The organism is Mycobacterium sp. OTB74 (assembly GCF_029892685.1).
Taxonomy (GTDB): domain Bacteria; phylum Actinomycetota; class Actinomycetes; order Mycobacteriales; family Mycobacteriaceae; genus Mycobacterium.
Map to the genome: position 1 here is coordinate 119,290 of NZ_JARXVD010000005.1, position 15,898 is coordinate 135,187.

Genomic DNA, 15,898 nt, shown 5'->3' on the forward strand with positions numbered 1-15,898 from the left:
TTCGCGTGAATTGTGAACTGTGCCACGAACCCATCGACCCCCCGGCCCTGTATGTCCCCGTACGGCGACACATCCCCAATGCGGTGATCTTCAGACCCGAGTCAGACCGCGGCGTCCACATCACCTGTCTCGCACTGAGCGATAACGGATAGGCGACTCTGGCACTGGCCAATCGGTCTACGCGAATTCATCCTCGAACAGAACTGAGCCCTCAAGTCGGCAGCTGGCGTTTGGCCATGATCAGAATCAAGGCCTGCACAGCGTCCATTGCGACCTATCTAGATATCGACAGACGCAGCTCCACAGGGGCACACTGCTTGACATGATCGCAATGACCGAAAAGCAGATCATCGACGAACTCTACGGCCGACTCGTCGCGTCCTACCAGCAGGTCGAACCGGACCAAGTCCACCGCATCATCGAAGAGGAGTACGCCCGGTTCGAGGGCAAACCAGTGCGCGACTACGTCCCGCTGTTCGTGGAACGTCACGCCAAGCAAGTGCTCTCTAGCCTCGGCGCCGCAGATCTTCCTCGTCAGGAAACCGTCGCCCCAGCGCTCTGAGCATTCGATCAATCACACCCAAGTCACGCTCAGTTCTGCAGATCGCGCGACGTTCATCGCTGGCCGCGGCCACGGCGTCCACCGCCATGCACCTTGTCAACTGACGTGTCTGTACAGCAAGAAGCGCCTGCAGCTCGGATTTCTCCTGCTCGAGGACGCCGCGATAATACTCGGCTTGAGCCATGTCAGCCACGCCCGCCAAGTGATGCCGCCCCAACATTCGAGTCAACATAGCCCTGGCGGTCAGCGAGTGGGGAGGATTTCTCACACTCGGCTTTTGGGGCAGTCATTCCAATATGGACACAACAACATCTCAACCAAATGCCTCGCAACACGAAGGCTGCGATGATGCGAGTCGTGGACGATGCAAACACCGCGCAGGCCCGCGTTCTGCTGGCCGCGCTGTGGGAGCAGGTGAACGAAACGTCATCGAAGCTCGAAGCAGCCGAACACCGGCTGGCGCATAAACACTCGCAGCACTGCCGACGGGCCGCAGCCGACCTGCGACATGAGCTCTACCACACACATCGATTGATCGACGGGCTGCATCGTCGCTTTCCCGCGACGCGCCCGGAACGCACCGCCACGCCATAGCGGCCACGCAGACAAGGCGACTGGCGTCATGACTGGTCTTTCGGATTCAAAGACTGGCACCAGCGCAACACGGAGTGGTCCGTCACTGCCCGACACTTCCCCAAGACGCGGTTGAATTAGCAGCATGAGCGGGCCACTGGCATGGACCGAGGCCGACGACGAGGGCGTGATGAAAGCGAGCCGGTTTGGCCGGCTCTACCGCATCTACGCCATGAGCGGTGACCAGTGGATGGCGACCCTCTACAACGCCGAGAACCCACAGTGGACGATCACTCGGGGTTGGGCGCCGAACACAGAACGAAGCCATGGAGATAGCCGAAGAGTGGGACGAGTGCTTAGCAAACACCAGGACCATATCCCGCGCGCCACTTACTTAGCGGAAAGCAGCATTGCGCAAAGGAATCGGGTTCTAGGTCCAGCGTTTGTCCATGATCTCCATCAACGCCAGCCGCGGCAAAGACCAACGGTTAGGGCCGCCGGCGCATCGACGGGATCGCGAGTGCCAGCAGTCCGCGGATTGTTCCTTATTACCGATGGGATTACTCGAAAGTGTGTCCATGGCGTGTCCACGGACAAGAACAGCGGCCCTGGCGAGTAGTGCCAGAACCACTGTGACCTGCTGTTTTACTTGTGGAGCCTAGGAGATTCGAACTCCTGACATCTGCCTTGCAAAGGCAGCGCTCTACCAACTGAGCTAAGGCCCCTCGATGGTGTCCGATTGAGCTGTGTGCCAGACCTCGGCGCCGTGGTGGCTTCGCCACACGAGCACCGCCGCGATGGCGGCCGCGGCGCTGATGAACAGCACGACCAGCCTCAAGGTGCACCCTTCCGGTGAGGGAGTCGGTTGTACCGACTTCCGTGGGCCTAGGAGGACTCGAACCTCCGACCTCTTCGTTATCAGCGAAGCGCTCTAACCGCCTGAGCTATAGGCCCGGAACTGGCCTTGCGGCCGAGCGATGAGATTACCGTATGGGGTCCTCTCCGCCCAAAACGCGATGCCAGTCGCGCTGACGAGGCAGCAATCAATCCCGGTCTGCGAGCGTTACTTCGATGCCGCCGACCAGGTCTGTCGTCAGGTTGTAGACGAATGCTGCGGTGGTCGCCATCGCCGTCATCAGCACGATGTTGACCAGTCCGATGAGAGTCGCGCCGCCAAAGATGGTGCCGGCCGAAACCAGCTCCCCGCCGCTGCCGCCGCCGCTGGTGAGCAGATCACCGACGTTGCTGTTGAGTTTGCTCCACACACCCATACCGCCGAGCACGAGGTAGAGGAACGCCACCGCGATCATCCAGACGAAGAACAGCGCTACCGACAACACCAGCGACACCTTCAGCACACTCCATGGATCGAAGCGGCGGACTTGCATGTTTGCCCGCAACGGGGCCTGCTGCCGACTGGACGATTCTCCCCGGGTGACGGAAACTGGTTGGCGTGCAGGAGGATTCGCTGCACGCTCAGCTGCGCGTCGCTGTGCCACCTTCGGGCCGGACAGGTCCGGCAACTCGCTGGCGTACGTGTCCGCCGAACGGGTCTCGGTCCGGACGGTCTCGACCACCCGGGGCGCGGCCGGGGGAGCCGCCTTGAGAGGGACATTGCCCAGCGCAGTGACCGCCGTAGTAGTTACTGCAGACGCCGGCGGATTTGCCGAGGCCGCTGGGGTCTTGGTCGTTTCCGCATCATGCGTGGCAGCGGGTCCACCACTGACGAACCGGTTCAGCCGATCATCCAGACTCTGGCCGGTCCCGGCCGGAGGGGCCACCCGCGGTCCGTCGGCGGCGGGCCTGGCCCGGCCACGCTGCCAAGGCGGTGCATCGGTGGCCTGCGTCGCGTCAACGGCTGCGGCCTCGTGCGCCCCGGCACCCGCACCGGTCAGGGCCCCGTTGCTGCCTGTGGGTCCAGCATCGGTACGGGCGTGTCCCGGCTCGTTCGGGGAACTCACCTGACGGCTCCTTCAATCAGGCCGACTGCGGTCAGGCAGCCGGCGGTCGTACTATGCCCCGTCGGTCTCGGGGCCGTCGTCGCTGGCATCAGTCTCTTCCGCGTTGCGCGCGACGGCAATCAGTGTGTCGCCCTCACCCAGGTTCATCAACCTCACACCCTTGGTCTGCCGTCCGGCCTTGCGCACCTGACGTGCCGCGGTCCGGATGACACCACCGCCCGAAGTAATGGCGTACAGCTCGGTCTCGTCATCGACGATCAACGCTCCAACCAGACTGCCACGCTTCGGGTCGTACTGGATCGTCAGGATGCCCTTTCCGCCGCGGCCCTGCGCCGTGTACTCGTCGATTGCCGTCCGCTTGGCGTAACCACCCGCCGTCGCGACCAACAGGTAGGTGTCCGCTTCCACGACGTTGAGCGAGAGCAGCCTGTCGTCCTCGTTGAACCGCATGCCCTGCACACCGGAGGTCGCGCGGCCCATCGGCCTCAGCGCCTCATCGGTGGCCGAGAACCTGATCGACTGGCCGTTGGCGGACACCAGCAGCAGGTCGTCCTCGGCCGAGCAGAGCACCGCGCCGACCAGTTCGTCACCGTCACGCAGGTTGATCGCGACGATGCCGCCGGACCGGTTGGAGTCGAAGTCGACCAGCTTGGACTTCTTCACCAGGCCGTTGCGGGTAGCCAGCACCAGGTATGGCGCGTCCTCGTAACTCTTGATCTGGATGACCTGGGCAATGCGTTCCTCCGGCTGGAAAGCCAGCAGATTCGCCACGTGCTGGCCGCGCGCCGTACGCGAAGCCTCGGGCAAGTCGTAGGCCTTGGCCCGGTATACCCGGCCCTGCGTGGTGAAGAACAGGATCCAGTCGTGCGTCGAGCACACGAAGAAGTGGTTGACGATGTCGTCCTGCTTGAGGCCGGCTCCCTGCACACCCTTGCCACCGCGCTTCTGACTGCGGTACAGGTCGGTCTTGGTCCGCTTGGCATACCCGGTCTCGGTGATGGTCACCACGACGTCCTCGCGCTGGATAAGGTCTTCGTCGGTGACGTCGCCGTCGGCGGCGATGATCCGGGTGCGACGGTCGTCGCCGTACTTGTCGGCGATCTCCTTGAGCTCATCGCGCACGATGGCGCGCTGGCGCTCGGGTTTGGCCAGGATGTCCTCGAGGTCGGCGATCTCGGCTTCGATCTTGGCCAGATCGTCGATGATGCGCTGGCGTTCCAGAGCGGCCAGACGGCGTAGCTGCATGTCCAGGATGGCCTGCGCCTGGATTTCGTCGACGTCGAGCAACTCCATCAAGCCGCTGCGCGCGACGTCGGCGTTGGCCGAGGCCCGGATCAACGCGATGACTTCATCAAGGGCGTCAAGGGCTTTGACCAGGCCGCGCAAGATGTGCGCGCGCTCGTTCGCCTTACGCAGCCGGTAGCGGGTGCGCCGGACGATCACATCGAGTTGATGGGCCACGTACAGCCTGATCATCTGATCGAGGCGCAAGGTGCGTGGCACACCGTCGACGATGGACAGCATGTTGGCGCCAAAGCTGGTCTGCAGCTGGGTGTGCTTGTAGAGGTTGTTGACCACAACCTTGGCGACGGCGTCGCGCTTGAGGTCGACGACGATGCGCAGACCCACGCGGTCGCTGGACTGGTCCTCGATGTTCGAGATGCCGGCGATCTTGCCGTCGCGTACCTGCTCAGCGATCGAGGTGATGAAGTTGTCGTGGTTGACCTGGTATGGCAACTCCGTAATCACAAGGGAGGTACGGCCTTTGGTGTCTTCCTCGATCTCCACGACACCGCGCATGCGGATCGAGCCGCGGCCGGTCTTGTAGGCATCCGAGATACCCTGGGTCCCGACGATCAGACCGTGGGTGGGGAAGTCGGGTCCCTTCACCCGTTCCATCACGGCCTCGAGGGTGCTCTCTTCGTCAGCCTCGTGATTTTCCAGGCACCAGTACACAGCCTCAGCCAACTCGCGGAGGTTGTGTGGCGGGATGTTGGTGGCCATACCGACGGCGATACCGCCCGAGCCATTGGCCAGCAGGTTGGGGAACCGGCTGGGCAGAACCGTGGGTTCCTGCACGCGGCCGTCGTAGTTCGGGATGAAATCGACTGTCTCTTCGTCGATTTCGCGGAGCATCTCCATGGCCAGGGGAGTGAGCCGAGCCTCGGTGTTGTGACTGACGAAGCCATTCGTAACGAATGAGTGGTCATCGGTATCGACGCGAAGGCTGTAGACCGGTTGGACACCGGCGTCGGTGACGGATTCAACCTCTGCGTAGTAGAAGCGGCCGTCGGTCAGATCAGAAGCAATCGCCCGCACATCCGGGTCGGCGATACGACCCAGAATTTCGGCACGGTCCCGCTGCCAGCGCGACAGACGATCGACGTTGTGCCGCTCCAACCATGCGCGATCAGCACCCTCGCTGCCACTGTGTTCTCGGATCAATCGGGCCAGCCCTGGCACGTGATCCTTGTCCAGACCTGCTGGACGAGCGGGCAACTCGGCAAGGAGATCCTGCAGTTTCCGCTGTTTCACCCCGCCAAAACCGATCTGAGACGCAAAGAGCTCAGCATGTGTGCGGTTGGTGACGACGACCTTGTGTTCGCCGGTGGCGTGCAGGTAGCGGCGTGACACCACACCGAATTCCAGCAACATCTGCTGGACGTCGTGGGCCAATTGGGAGCTGCGGGTCGAGTACGAAAGCTGAACGGTGTTGCGCAGCAATGCCGAGCATGATCCGTCCCCTTCGAACAATGCCTGCAGGAACGCGCGCTTGACCATGATCGGCGATTGCCAGAGCCACTGCGGCACCGATTTGTCCGCCGACCGCTGACCAACAAGGCAGCCGAGGCGGCTGTTGCGCAACGCTTCCAGGTTCTGCACATCGAGTTCGAGAAGAGTTGAGCCCGAACGAATCACGCGCTCACTCAGATATCTCTGACCACCGACGACCGCGTCGTAAGCAGCCACCACCGTTTCGAAGAAGTCGCGGTCCAGGTTGTTGAAACCCGCCCTGGACTCGGACACGAACCCTTCGCTGATCAAAGCACCCAGCAGCAGCGCCTCAAGCGTCTCGAACCAGTCAGCGGGACCGAACTCGGTTGCGGGAGTGCGCTGCATCGCTACCCGATCACCCGGGCGGATTTCCTCGATCAGCTTCCACAACAGCGTCGGGACGCCGGCCACATCGACCAAGCAGAGCAGCGGATGATTCGCTGTTCCGGTGACCGTGTAGCCCTCTGAAGTTCGAACGGTGAACGTCTCGTGGTCGCCGGAGTGGAACAGGCGATTGGCTGCAACAAGATCGCCGTGCCGTCCAACGACTTTCAAGTCGATGACGGTGTCCGTATTAGGACGAGCGCCCGGTACGACGTCGGCGATGCGGACCGAATATCCCATCGGCAGTCGAACCAGCGCGTCACCGGTAACGCAATAACGCATGGCCGCGGCGGGGTCATTACCTGGGGAGCCGAAGTTGCCCTGACCGTCGACCAACGGGTAGCGCAGCGACCACGGCTGGGCCATGCGCACCAGGGTGTCGTAGATCGAGGCGTCACCGTGCGGGTGGTAGTTACCCATCGTTTCGGCAACGGAGCGAGCCGATTTCGCGTGAGAACGGTCCGGTCGGAAGCCCGAGTCGTACATCGCGTACAGCACCCGCCGGTGCACCGGCTTGAGGCCGTCACGGACCTCCGGCAGGGCGCGACCGACGATGACGCTCATGGCGTAGTCGATGTAGCTGCGCTGCATCTCCTGCTGGATGTCGACCGGTTCGATGCGGTCGCCTTCTGGGGGCAGGGTGTCGGTCATCGAATTCCTTCTGCGGATTGTTTCACGTTAAACATCGTCTTTTGGTGGTCGGTGCTCTCGCCCGGAATCACAGTGCCGCGGTGTGGTTGTATTCCCACTTCTCGATCAGCGGGCCCATCTCGGAGAGGAACGTGGCCACGTGCGCGGTCGTGCCATGCAGATCCATCGCCTCTCGGGAGTCCCAGTGCTCGAAACAGTGGAACAACGCCGGGTCATCGTAGGTGATGCAGCCCGGTTCAGCCAATGTCGGCTGGACCAGCTTGCGCATGGCCGCGGCCGCCTGATCAGCCGTCTCCGGTGCCACCTTGACCCGGATGAACGCCGTGTGCACTCAGCCCTCCCGGCTAAACATCAAGGAACCGAACGTCTTTGGCGTTCCGTGTGATGAAGCTGCGGCGTGCCTCGACGTCCTCGCCCATCAGGATGGAGAACAACTCGTCCGCCGCGGCGGCGTCGTCGAGAGTGACCTGCCGCAGCACGCGAACCGTCGGATCCATGGTGGTCTCCCACAGTTCCTTGGCGTCCATCTCACCCAGACCCTTGTAGCGCTGGATGCCGTCGTCGGTGTTGATTCGCTTGCCGGCCTTCTTGCCGGCTTCCAGAAGACCGTCACGTTCCCGGTCGGAGTAGGCGAATTCTGGTTCGCTGCGTTGCCATTTCAGCTTGTACAGCGGCGGTTGGGCCAGGAAGATGTGGCCGTTTTCCACCAGTGGCTTCATGAAGCGGAACAACAGCGTGAGCAGCAGCGTGGAGATGTGCTGGCCGTCGACGTCGGCGTCGGCCATCAACACGATCTTGTGGTACCGCAGCTTGGAGATGTCGAACTCGTCGTGGATACCGGTGCCCAGCGCGGTGATGATGGCCTGGACTTCGGTGTTCTTTAGCACTCGGTCGATCCGGGCCTTCTCGACGTTGATGATCTTGCCGCGCAACGGCAGGATCGCCTGGAACATCGAGTCGCGGCCACTCTTGGCCGAGCCGCCGGCCGAATCACCCTCCACCACATACAGTTCCGACTTGGTCGGGTCGGTGGACCGGCAGTCGGCCAGCTTGCCAGGCAGGCCGCCGATGTCGGTTGCGCTCTTGCGCCGCACCAACTCTCGTGCCTTACGTGCCGCCACCCGGGCCTGCGCCGAGGAAACGGCTTTGTTCACCACCGTTTTGGCTTCGGCCGGGTTGGCCTCGAACCAGTGGGTCAGCTGCTCGTTGCAGATTTTCTGCACAAACGACTTGACCTCGGTGTTACCCAATTTGGTCTTGGTCTGCCCCTCAAACTGGGGCTGGCCCACCTTCACCGAGACGACGGCGGCCAGACCCTCCCGGATGTCATCACCGGTGAGATTCGCTTCTTTTTCCTTGAGCAGCTTCTTGTCTCGCGCGTACTTGTTGACCACAGAGGTCAGCGCCGCCCGGAAACCTTCTTCGTGCGTACCGCCCTCATGGGTGTTGATGGTGTTGGCGAACGTGTGCACCGACTCGGAGTATCCGGCGTTCCACTGCATCGCGATCTCGACCTCGTGGCCGACGCCCTTGCCGCCAAAATCGATGATGCTCTGCTGAATAGGGTTTTTGGTGCGGTTGATGTGTTTGACGAAATCGACCAGACCGTCGGGGTAGTGGAAGGTGCGGTGCTTGACCTTGTGCGGAGCCGACGCTTCGGCCGCCTTTTCGTCTGCGGTCTTAGGGGCTTCGGCGGTATCGCCAACCACCTCGTCGACCACCGCGTTGTCCGCCACCCGTTCATCGGTGAGTTCGATGGTCAGGCCTTTGTTCAGGAAGGCCATCTCCTGCAAGCGCCGGGCGATGGTCTCGAAGTCGTAGACCGTGGTCTCGAAGATGTTCGGGTCGGCCCAGAACCGGATGGTCGAACCGGTCTTCTTCGTTTTGTCACCCTGACGGAGCGTTCCCGGCACCGACTTGTCGTACGTCTGGAACCACTCATAGCCGTCGCGGCAGATGTCCGCCTCCAGCCGGCTAGACAGCGCGTTAACCACCGACACACCCACGCCGTGCAGACCTCCGGACACCTGGTAGGCGCCCTCTTCGAACTTCCCGCCGGCGTGCAGCACTGTCATGACGACGTCGACGGTCGGTACCCCTGTGGCATGCATTGCGACCGGGATACCGCGGCCGTCGTCGGTGACTTGAACGCCGCCGTCCTCCAGAATCCGCACATCCACCTTGGTCGCGAAGCCGGCCATGGCCTCATCGACCGCGTTGTCGACGACTTCCCAGATCAGGTGGTGCAAACCTCGTTCGCCAGTGGAACCGATATACATGCCCGGACGTTTGCGAACCGCTTCCAGACCTTCGAGGACCTTGATCGCATCGGCGCCGTACTCGCTGGGAGCGTTCTTTTTTTGGGCAGCCACGTCGGACGCGTCTCCTTGGGTTCGCGGGGGCGGTGAGAACACCGCGCTTAGATCCGTGACGAGTCTACCGGTAGAGACGGGCCGGACCGTCGCTCTGACGTAGTTTTGACCTACCTGTCCGCGCCGTGCGCGCAATTTTTCGGGTCAGCTCGCGTCCGGACGCTCCGGAGCCATCAAGTTGGACGTGTCGGCGCGCTCAGCCGTAGGTGTCGCGGGGCCCGCGCCCGGCGACATGCCGGGGTCCCTTGCGCCACGACGGTCCGGCGGGGCCCTGAATTCTGAGCGATGTGACGACACCGTCCCCCACTGCGGCGGCGATTTTGGCCAACACCTGCGCCTGCACCATCCGCAACTGGGTAGCCCAGGCGGTCGACTCGGCGGTGATGGTCAGGATGCCGTCGCGCAGCGATACCGGCGCCGCGTGATCGGCGATCTGGTCACCGACCACTACAGGCCACTGCCCAAACACGGACCCCTTGGCCATGCGGCCGGACCATCCCCGGGTGCGGGCCAGATCCATGGTGGCCGAGCCCAGCAGTTGCGGATCACGGCGATCCGGCCCCGGGCCAGACCACGTTCTGCGGCCACCGCGACCCCGGCCGCGGGGGACCGGCGTATTGCGGCCCCGGCCGACGTCCTTACCCTGGCTGCGCGCTGCGCCGCGCGCTTCCTCGAGCGTCCGGCGAACCAGATCCATACCCTTCAGATGCGCCAGATGTGGTGGCGGAAAGGCTTTTTGGTTTTCGTCCGCGTCCTCGGTCAACTGTCCACCACCGAAATCCGTCCGCCGTCGTAATCCTGCATCGTGACATTGATCCGGGTGCCGTCCCAGCCCGACGGAACATCGTCCGGCACCGCCGCGGTGACGAGCACTTGCTCCGCTGATTGTGCCACGTCGGCCAGCGCGCGGCGACGCGCCGAATCAAGTTCTGCAAACACGTCATCAAGTAGTAACACCGGATCGGTGCCGTCGGCCTTCAACAGTTCGTACGAGCCCAGCCGCAACGCCAAAGCCGTCGACCACGATTCCCCGTGGCTGGCGAAGCCTTTGGTGGGTTGGTCACCAAGGCGCAGTTCCAGGTCGTCCCGGTGCGGCCCCACCAGGCAAACCCCGCGTTCCAATTCTGCAGACCGACGGCGGGTCAATTCCGCCAACAACATCTCCTCATACACCGCCGCGTCCGTCGAGCCGGCTGCAGCCTGCTCTTCCACCTCCGACACCGAACTGCGGTAGCGGGCCGAAGCTGGCCGCGATGCCGGTGCCAAGAGCTGGTAGGCGCCCACAAACTCAGACTGCAGATCATTCATCAACGCGACCCGCGCCGCGATCAGCTGCGCACCGTGGCCGGCCAGGTGACCATCCCAGACGTCGAGGGTTTCCAGTGTGCTGGCGTCACCGCGAAAACGGTTGCCCGCAGCCGATTTCAACAGTGCTGTCCGTTGCCGGACCACTTTTTCGTAGTCCGCACGCACCCCCGCCAACCTCGGTCGACGGATACTGGCCAGCTCATCGAGGTAGCGGCGGCGCTCGCTGGGGTCGCCGCGGACCAACGACAAGTCCTCGGGCGCGAAGAGCACCGCCCGTAAGGCACCGAGGATCTCCCTAGCCGAGCGGACGGGGGAGCGGTTCAACCGCGCCTTGTTGGCCCGACCTGCAGTGATGTCCAGATCGACCGCAAGTTCACGACCATCATTGACCACAATGGTCGAGATGACTGCGCGGTCTTGTCCGGTCCGGATCAGCGGTGCATCCGAGGCTACGCGGTGTGAGCCTAAGGTGGCCGTATACCACAGGGCCTCAATGACATTGGTCTTGCCGAACCCGTTCTGACCGATCAGCACGGTACGGCCCGGCTGTAATTCCAGCTCCAGGCGCTGCCAGGACCGGAAGTCGGTCAGCCCGATACGTCGGATGTACACCTAGCCTGACTTACTGACCCTCTGCACGGCGTGGCCACCGAACTGATTCCGCAGTGCGGCAACAGCTTTCATAGTCGGAGAATCCTCCTGCCGGGACAAGAACCGGGCGAACAACGACGCCGCGATGCTCGGTACCGGAACCCGAAGCCGAATTGCCTCCTCGACCGTCCAACGGCCTTCACCGGAATCCTCGGTGTAGCCGCTGATCTGGGCAAGCTTGGGATCTTCCTTCAGCGCTTTGGCCAGCAGTTGCTGCAGCCACGAGCGCACTACCGTGCCATTGGTCCAGGCCTGGTACACCGCTTGAGGATTGGTGATCAGGTCTTCGGCGGCGAGCATTTCGTAGCCCTCGCCGTAGGCGGTCATCAGCGCATATTCGACGCCATTGTGCACCATCTTGGCGAAATGTCCGGCTCCGACCGGTCCGGCATGAACGTAGCCGTCAGCGAGTTCACCTTCGGGTCGCAACGTGTCGAAAATCGGCATCGCCCGCGCAACGTCCTCGTCGGAACCGCCGACCATCAGCCCATAGCCCTCAGTCAGACCCCAGACACCACCCGAAACCCCAGCGTCGATAAAGCCAATTCCCTTATCTCCCAACAACTTTGCGTGCGGACCGTCTTCCGTGTAGCGCGAATTTCCACCGTCGATCACCAGATCGCCTGACGACAGCACTTTGGCCAGATCGACGATGGTGTCATGAGTGATCTCACCCGAAGGCACCATGACCCACACCACGCGCGGCGCGGCGAGACTGTCAGCCAAAGCCTGCAACGACGGTACGTCGGTGACTTCCGGCCGCGGGTCGTACCCGATGACCTTATGGCCACCGGCGCGCAGCCGTTCGCGCATGTTGAAGCCCATCTTGCCCAAGCCGATCAACCCCAACTGCATGAGCGCCCCTCTCCCGGTTCTGATCTGAGTCAGCCGGGCAATCGCACCGGCATCAGCAAGTACACGTAGTCGGTGGCCCCGGCCGGGAATGGCCCGGAACCGGCGTACTGGCCGTCGACTGCCGGCCGCAGCACTGCGGGTCGGCTCGGGGTGGTGAATCCGAAGGTGACCCGGTCGGCGTGCAATGAACCGAGTCCGTCGGTCAGGTAGGTCGGGTTGAATGCGATGGTCAGCGGTTCACCGTAGAACTCGACCTGCAGGTCTTCTTCGGCTCGACCGACATCGTCGGCACCGGCGGCCAGTCGCAGCACATCGTCGGCGAATTCCATGCGCACCTGGGCTCCGCGATCGGCAACCAGGGCCACACGTTTGATGGCCTCGGTCAGCTCGGCCACCCCGATGGTGGCCGCCGCGGTGTGCTCGGCGGGCAGCAGCTGGCGGAACTTAGGGAATTCGGCATCCAGCAGGCGCGTCGTGGTGCGCTTGCCGTTGCTTCGAATGCCCAGCATGCCGTCCTTACCCACGGCCTGGCCTGCGCCCAGGGACAGGTGCACCTCGGTGCCGTCGGAACCGGATTTCGCTGATTCGGCCAGGGTTTTGGCGGGTACCAGCACGGCAGCCTCGAGATCCGGAACCGCGGAATTCCACGTGAGCTCGCGCACAGCCAACCGGAACCGGTCGGTGGCGGCCAAAACGACCTTCTCGCCGGAGATCTCGACCCGCACGCCGGTCAGCATCGGGAGCGTGTCGTCACGCCCGGCTGCCACTGCCACCTGGCCGATGGCCTCGGAGAACACATCAGCCGGAACAACACCGGTCTCGTCGGGCAACGCGGGCAACGCCGGGTAATCCTCGACCGCCATGGTCGGCAATGAGAACTTGGCACTGCCGCAGCTGAGCAGCACCCGAGTGCCTTCGACGCTGAGCTCGACGGGCTTGGCCGGCAACGCCCTGGTGATGTCCGAAAGCAGTTTTCCGGATACCAAAACACTTCCGGGAGAAGAGATTTCAGCTGCAACCCGGACTTCGGCGGACACTTCGTAGTCGTATCCCGAGATGGTCAGACCGTCATCGGAGCCGGTCAGCAGCACACCGGCCAGCACTGGGTTCAACGGCCGGGACGGCAGGATGCGAGCCACCCACGCCACGGCGTCTGCGAAGTCTTCCCGAACCAGACGGAACTTCAAATCGGTTAGACCCGCTGTCGTCGCCACGTCCATAGCGTCCCTTCGCTGTTACCCCACCACGCATGTCTGCGGAATCCGACACTCAGGCGCTGTGTGCTTTCGCGGCACCGAGTTGGAGTCCGGCTTTCGAACAACACCGTAGAGCGTCCGGACAGAAGTTGAAAGCTAAACGACAGCAGTGCACGTTCAGCACGGATTGCCGTGGATCCGGCCGGGAGTTGTGCTTTCCCCAAGACCCTGCTTTTAGAAGGAGATCTAGAGAGATCTATAGGTATCAGTATTAGGTCCTGTGCAGGTTGTGGATGGAGGCCTGCTCTCGCTGGTAGAGCGCGTCCCATGGCTGTGAGCAGACTGTGGATTTACAGTGAGCCGGTAACCGCCAATTGTGGAGTAACAGCGGGGTGTGGACGGATCCGCGTGCTGTTCACCGGTTGGTCCCAAGTTGTCCACAGCCCAGTCCACATCCGTTTATGGGGCGAAAGGTGCGGTTGATGCCAAAGTTTTTTCGGTTCGGAACTCGATCCGTGGCCGGATTGTGGCCGCAGATCCGGGTCGTTTGAGATTTTCTGGACGCCGGATCGGACGGGCATCGACCCCATGAGAAAGACCCGGACCCCTGATGGGCCCGGGTCGGTTAGTGGGTGCGTGTTGGTGACAGATCAGCGCTTGGAACGCTGGCGGATACGGGTGGTCAGTTCTTTGACGTTGTCGAAAACCTCACGGCGGGAAGCCATTTCTTTGCGGATCTTTTTCTCTGCGTACATCACCGTGGTGTGATCGCGCTCGAAGGCCTGGCCGATCTTGGGCAGGGACATGTCGGTGAGCTCGCGGCAGAGGTACATCGCGATCTGGCGGGACAGCGCGACGGCGCGGGTCTTGCCCGGGCCGCGTAGCTCCTCGACGGTGGTCTCGAAGTACTCGGCGGTGGCGGCCATGATCGTGGCGATGCTGATCTGTGTGGTGCTGGCGTCGGCGATCAGGTCGCGCAGCACGATTTCGGCCAGCGACTTGTCGATCATGGTCTTGTTGAGCGAGGCAAAAGCCGTGACCCGGATCAAGGCACCTTCGAGCTCGCGGATGTTGCGATCGATTCGGCTGGCGATGAGTTCGAGGACATCGTCGGGAACATCGAGTCGGTCCATCTGCGCCTTCTTGCGCAGAATGGCGATGCGGGTTTCCAGCTCAGGCGGCTGAACGTCAGTGATCAGGCCCCACTCGAACCGGGTTCGAAGCCGATCTTCCAGCGTCGCAAGCTGTTTGGGCGGCCGGTCCGACGAGATGACGATTTGCTTGTTGGCGTTGTGCAGGGTGTTGAAGGTATGGAAGAACTCTTCCTGAATACCTTCCTTGCCCTCGATGAACTGGATGTCGTCCACCAGCAGCACGTCGATGTCACGGTAACTGCGCTTGAACGACGCCTTGCGGTCGTCGCGGAGCGAGTTGATGAAGTCGTTGGTGAATTCCTCGGTTGAGACATACTTCACTCGCATGCCAGGAAACAGCTTCTGTGCGTAGTTGCCGGCGGCATGCAGCAGATGTGTCTTGCCCAAGCCCGATTCACCCCAGATGAACAGGGGGTTGTACGCGCGGGCCGGAGCTTCGGCGATGGCCAGGGTGGCTGCGTGGGCGAACCGGTTGGAAGCTCCGATGACGAATGACTCGAACGTGTAGCGCCGGTTGAGGCTGACGTCGGTCGATTCTTGATTGCTCGGCCGGTTGAAGTACCGGGGCCAGGACTCTTCTGCGCTGGCCATCGCTTCGGATTCTTCGTCGAAGTCGTCCGGCTCGGCGGCGGGCATCGGGGTGCCGACCGGCTCGGGGGCTTCGGTCGGCTCAGACTCGGGTGCGGCGATGCGGACCCCGAGATCGACGCGCTGGCCGAGGTGGTGGCTCAGAGCGGTGATGATCGGCTCCCGCAGGTGCCGTTCGATCTCGTTCTGGACGAACTGCGTGGGCACCGAGAGCAACGCGAAACCTTCGGTGAGGACGAGCGGCTGGACCATTCGCAACCAGGCGCGTTGTTGGCCGGTCAAGGCGGTGCTGCCGGTGAGATCGCCGTTGAGTTCGGCGACGACGCTGTTCCAGATCTCGGTGAAGGTGGGGGTGGGGTCTGCAGTCACTGCGGCGTACCCCCTCGATACCGCCTGAATGACGGTTCAATAAAACGACGACAATCTGTCCACATAGTTATCCACAGACTGTGGACAAAGCAGGAGAATGTCGTCGTGTTGTCGCTTGCATGCAGATGGCCCGCGCGCTGTTGGCTGATCACAGGTAGTTCTGTGAGCTGTGGCGTCGGGACCTCTCTGGTTGGGTTGTCAGGTGGTGCTTGATGAACGGCCTTGGCAGAAGCTAACAAGTTTTTTGAAGCCGTGCCAACCGTTCGGTCACATTCGTTCGAGGTTTTTGGGCGTGTCGGCTTGCCACGCAGTGATTAGCGCAACAGTGACGATGGGGTAACGGGCGACGGCGAGGTTTGACCCAGGGAAATCCGCTCAAGTACCCTCGTACAGTCGCCCACACGTGGCGATACGGCTGCGACCGCGGATGTTCTGCCACGAACATCTATCGGTACCGCGCCGGCTAGCAAGCAAGATGCGCGAACTTACCAGCGACGAC

Annotated in this window: 12 protein-coding genes and 2 tRNA genes; 2 read left to right on the top strand and 12 right to left on the bottom strand. The window is 62.6% G+C overall.

Annotation, left to right across the window (positions count from 1 at the left end; all coding sequences use genetic code 11):
- The first annotated feature begins 322 nt into the window (after positions 1-322).
- Both M2432_RS09880 and M2432_RS09885 read left to right on the top strand, forming a co-directional pair.
- The gene (locus tag M2432_RS09880; RefSeq protein ID WP_280826618.1) at positions 323-562 is read left to right on the top strand and encodes a hypothetical protein; all 240 of its coding nucleotides are present in this window, start codon (positions 323-325) and stop codon (positions 560-562) included.
- Positions 563-919: 357 nt separating this feature from the next.
- A complete protein-coding gene (locus tag M2432_RS09885; protein ID WP_280826619.1) occupies positions 920-1,156 on the top strand; it encodes a hypothetical protein in 237 nt (78 codons plus the stop codon).
- A 631-nt stretch (positions 1,157-1,787) separates the two neighbouring features.
- Here M2432_RS09885 and M2432_RS09890 read toward each other — a convergent pair.
- The 12 genes from M2432_RS09890 to dnaA form a co-directional block, all read right to left on the bottom strand.
- A tRNA-Ala gene (locus M2432_RS09890) sits at positions 1,788-1,860 on the bottom strand.
- On the bottom strand, positions 1,851-1,973 hold the full coding sequence (locus M2432_RS09895; protein ID WP_280826620.1) for a hypothetical protein: 123 nt from the start codon (positions 1,971-1,973) through the stop codon (positions 1,851-1,853). The genes M2432_RS09890 and M2432_RS09895 overlap by 10 nt, the downstream gene beginning before the upstream one ends.
- A 42-nt stretch (positions 1,974-2,015) precedes the next feature.
- Positions 2,016-2,089: transfer RNA gene (locus M2432_RS09900), tRNA-Ile, on the bottom strand.
- An 89-nt stretch (positions 2,090-2,178) separates the two neighbouring features.
- Positions 2,179-3,096, bottom strand: coding sequence for a DUF3566 domain-containing protein (locus M2432_RS09905; RefSeq protein WP_280826621.1), 918 nt, complete (start codon positions 3,094-3,096; stop codon positions 2,179-2,181).
- 51 nt (positions 3,097-3,147) lie between these two features.
- Complete coding sequence (gyrA, locus tag M2432_RS09910; RefSeq protein ID WP_280826622.1) at positions 3,148-6,906, bottom strand: intein-containing DNA gyrase subunit A; 3,759 nt, start codon at positions 6,904-6,906, stop codon at positions 3,148-3,150.
- 67 nt (positions 6,907-6,973) lie between these two features.
- Positions 6,974-7,237 carry a putative quinol monooxygenase gene (locus M2432_RS09915; protein ID WP_280826623.1) on the bottom strand — a complete coding sequence of 88 codons (264 nt, stop codon included), beginning with the start codon at positions 7,235-7,237 and terminating at the stop codon, positions 6,974-6,976.
- Positions 7,238-7,250: 13 nt separating this feature from the next.
- Positions 7,251-9,278: a DNA topoisomerase (ATP-hydrolyzing) subunit B gene (gene gyrB / locus M2432_RS09920; RefSeq protein WP_280826624.1), complete on the bottom strand. Its 2,028-nt coding sequence runs from the start codon at positions 9,276-9,278 to the stop codon at positions 7,251-7,253.
- 196 nt (positions 9,279-9,474) lie between these two features.
- Positions 9,475-10,041, bottom strand: a complete 567-nt coding sequence (locus M2432_RS09925) for a DUF721 family protein (protein ID WP_280826625.1) — start codon at positions 10,039-10,041, stop codon at positions 9,475-9,477.
- Positions 10,038-11,198, bottom strand: coding sequence for a DNA replication/repair protein RecF (recF, locus tag M2432_RS09930; protein ID WP_280826626.1), 1,161 nt, complete (start codon positions 11,196-11,198; stop codon positions 10,038-10,040). Before recF ends, M2432_RS09925 begins: the two co-directional genes overlap by 4 nt.
- On the bottom strand, positions 11,199-12,092 hold the full coding sequence (gnd, locus tag M2432_RS09935; protein WP_280826627.1) for a phosphogluconate dehydrogenase (NAD(+)-dependent, decarboxylating): 894 nt from the start codon (positions 12,090-12,092) through the stop codon (positions 11,199-11,201).
- A 29-nt stretch (positions 12,093-12,121) separates the two neighbouring features.
- On the bottom strand, positions 12,122-13,312 hold the full coding sequence (dnaN, locus tag M2432_RS09940; RefSeq protein WP_280826628.1) for a DNA polymerase III subunit beta: 1,191 nt from the start codon (positions 13,310-13,312) through the stop codon (positions 12,122-12,124).
- Positions 13,313-13,938: 626 nt separating this feature from the next.
- Positions 13,939-15,399: a chromosomal replication initiator protein DnaA gene (gene dnaA, locus M2432_RS09945; RefSeq protein ID WP_280826629.1), complete on the bottom strand. Its 1,461-nt coding sequence runs from the start codon at positions 15,397-15,399 to the stop codon at positions 13,939-13,941.
- Between the last annotated feature and the right edge of the window lie 499 nt (positions 15,400-15,898).

Coding starts and splice junctions, on each gene's coding strand:
- gnd (WP_280826627.1), bottom strand. CDS start 12,092: ATGCAGTTGGGGTTGATCGGCTTGGGCAAGATGGGCTTCAACATGCGC.
- dnaN (WP_280826628.1), bottom strand. CDS start 13,312: ATGGACGTGGCGACGACAGCGGGTCTAACCGATTTGAAGTTCCGTCTG.
- gyrA (WP_280826622.1), bottom strand. CDS start 6,906: ATGACCGACACCCTGCCCCCAGAAGGCGACCGCATCGAACCGGTCGAC.
- M2432_RS09880 (WP_280826618.1), top strand. CDS start 323: ATGATCGCAATGACCGAAAAGCAGATCATCGACGAACTCTACGGCCGA.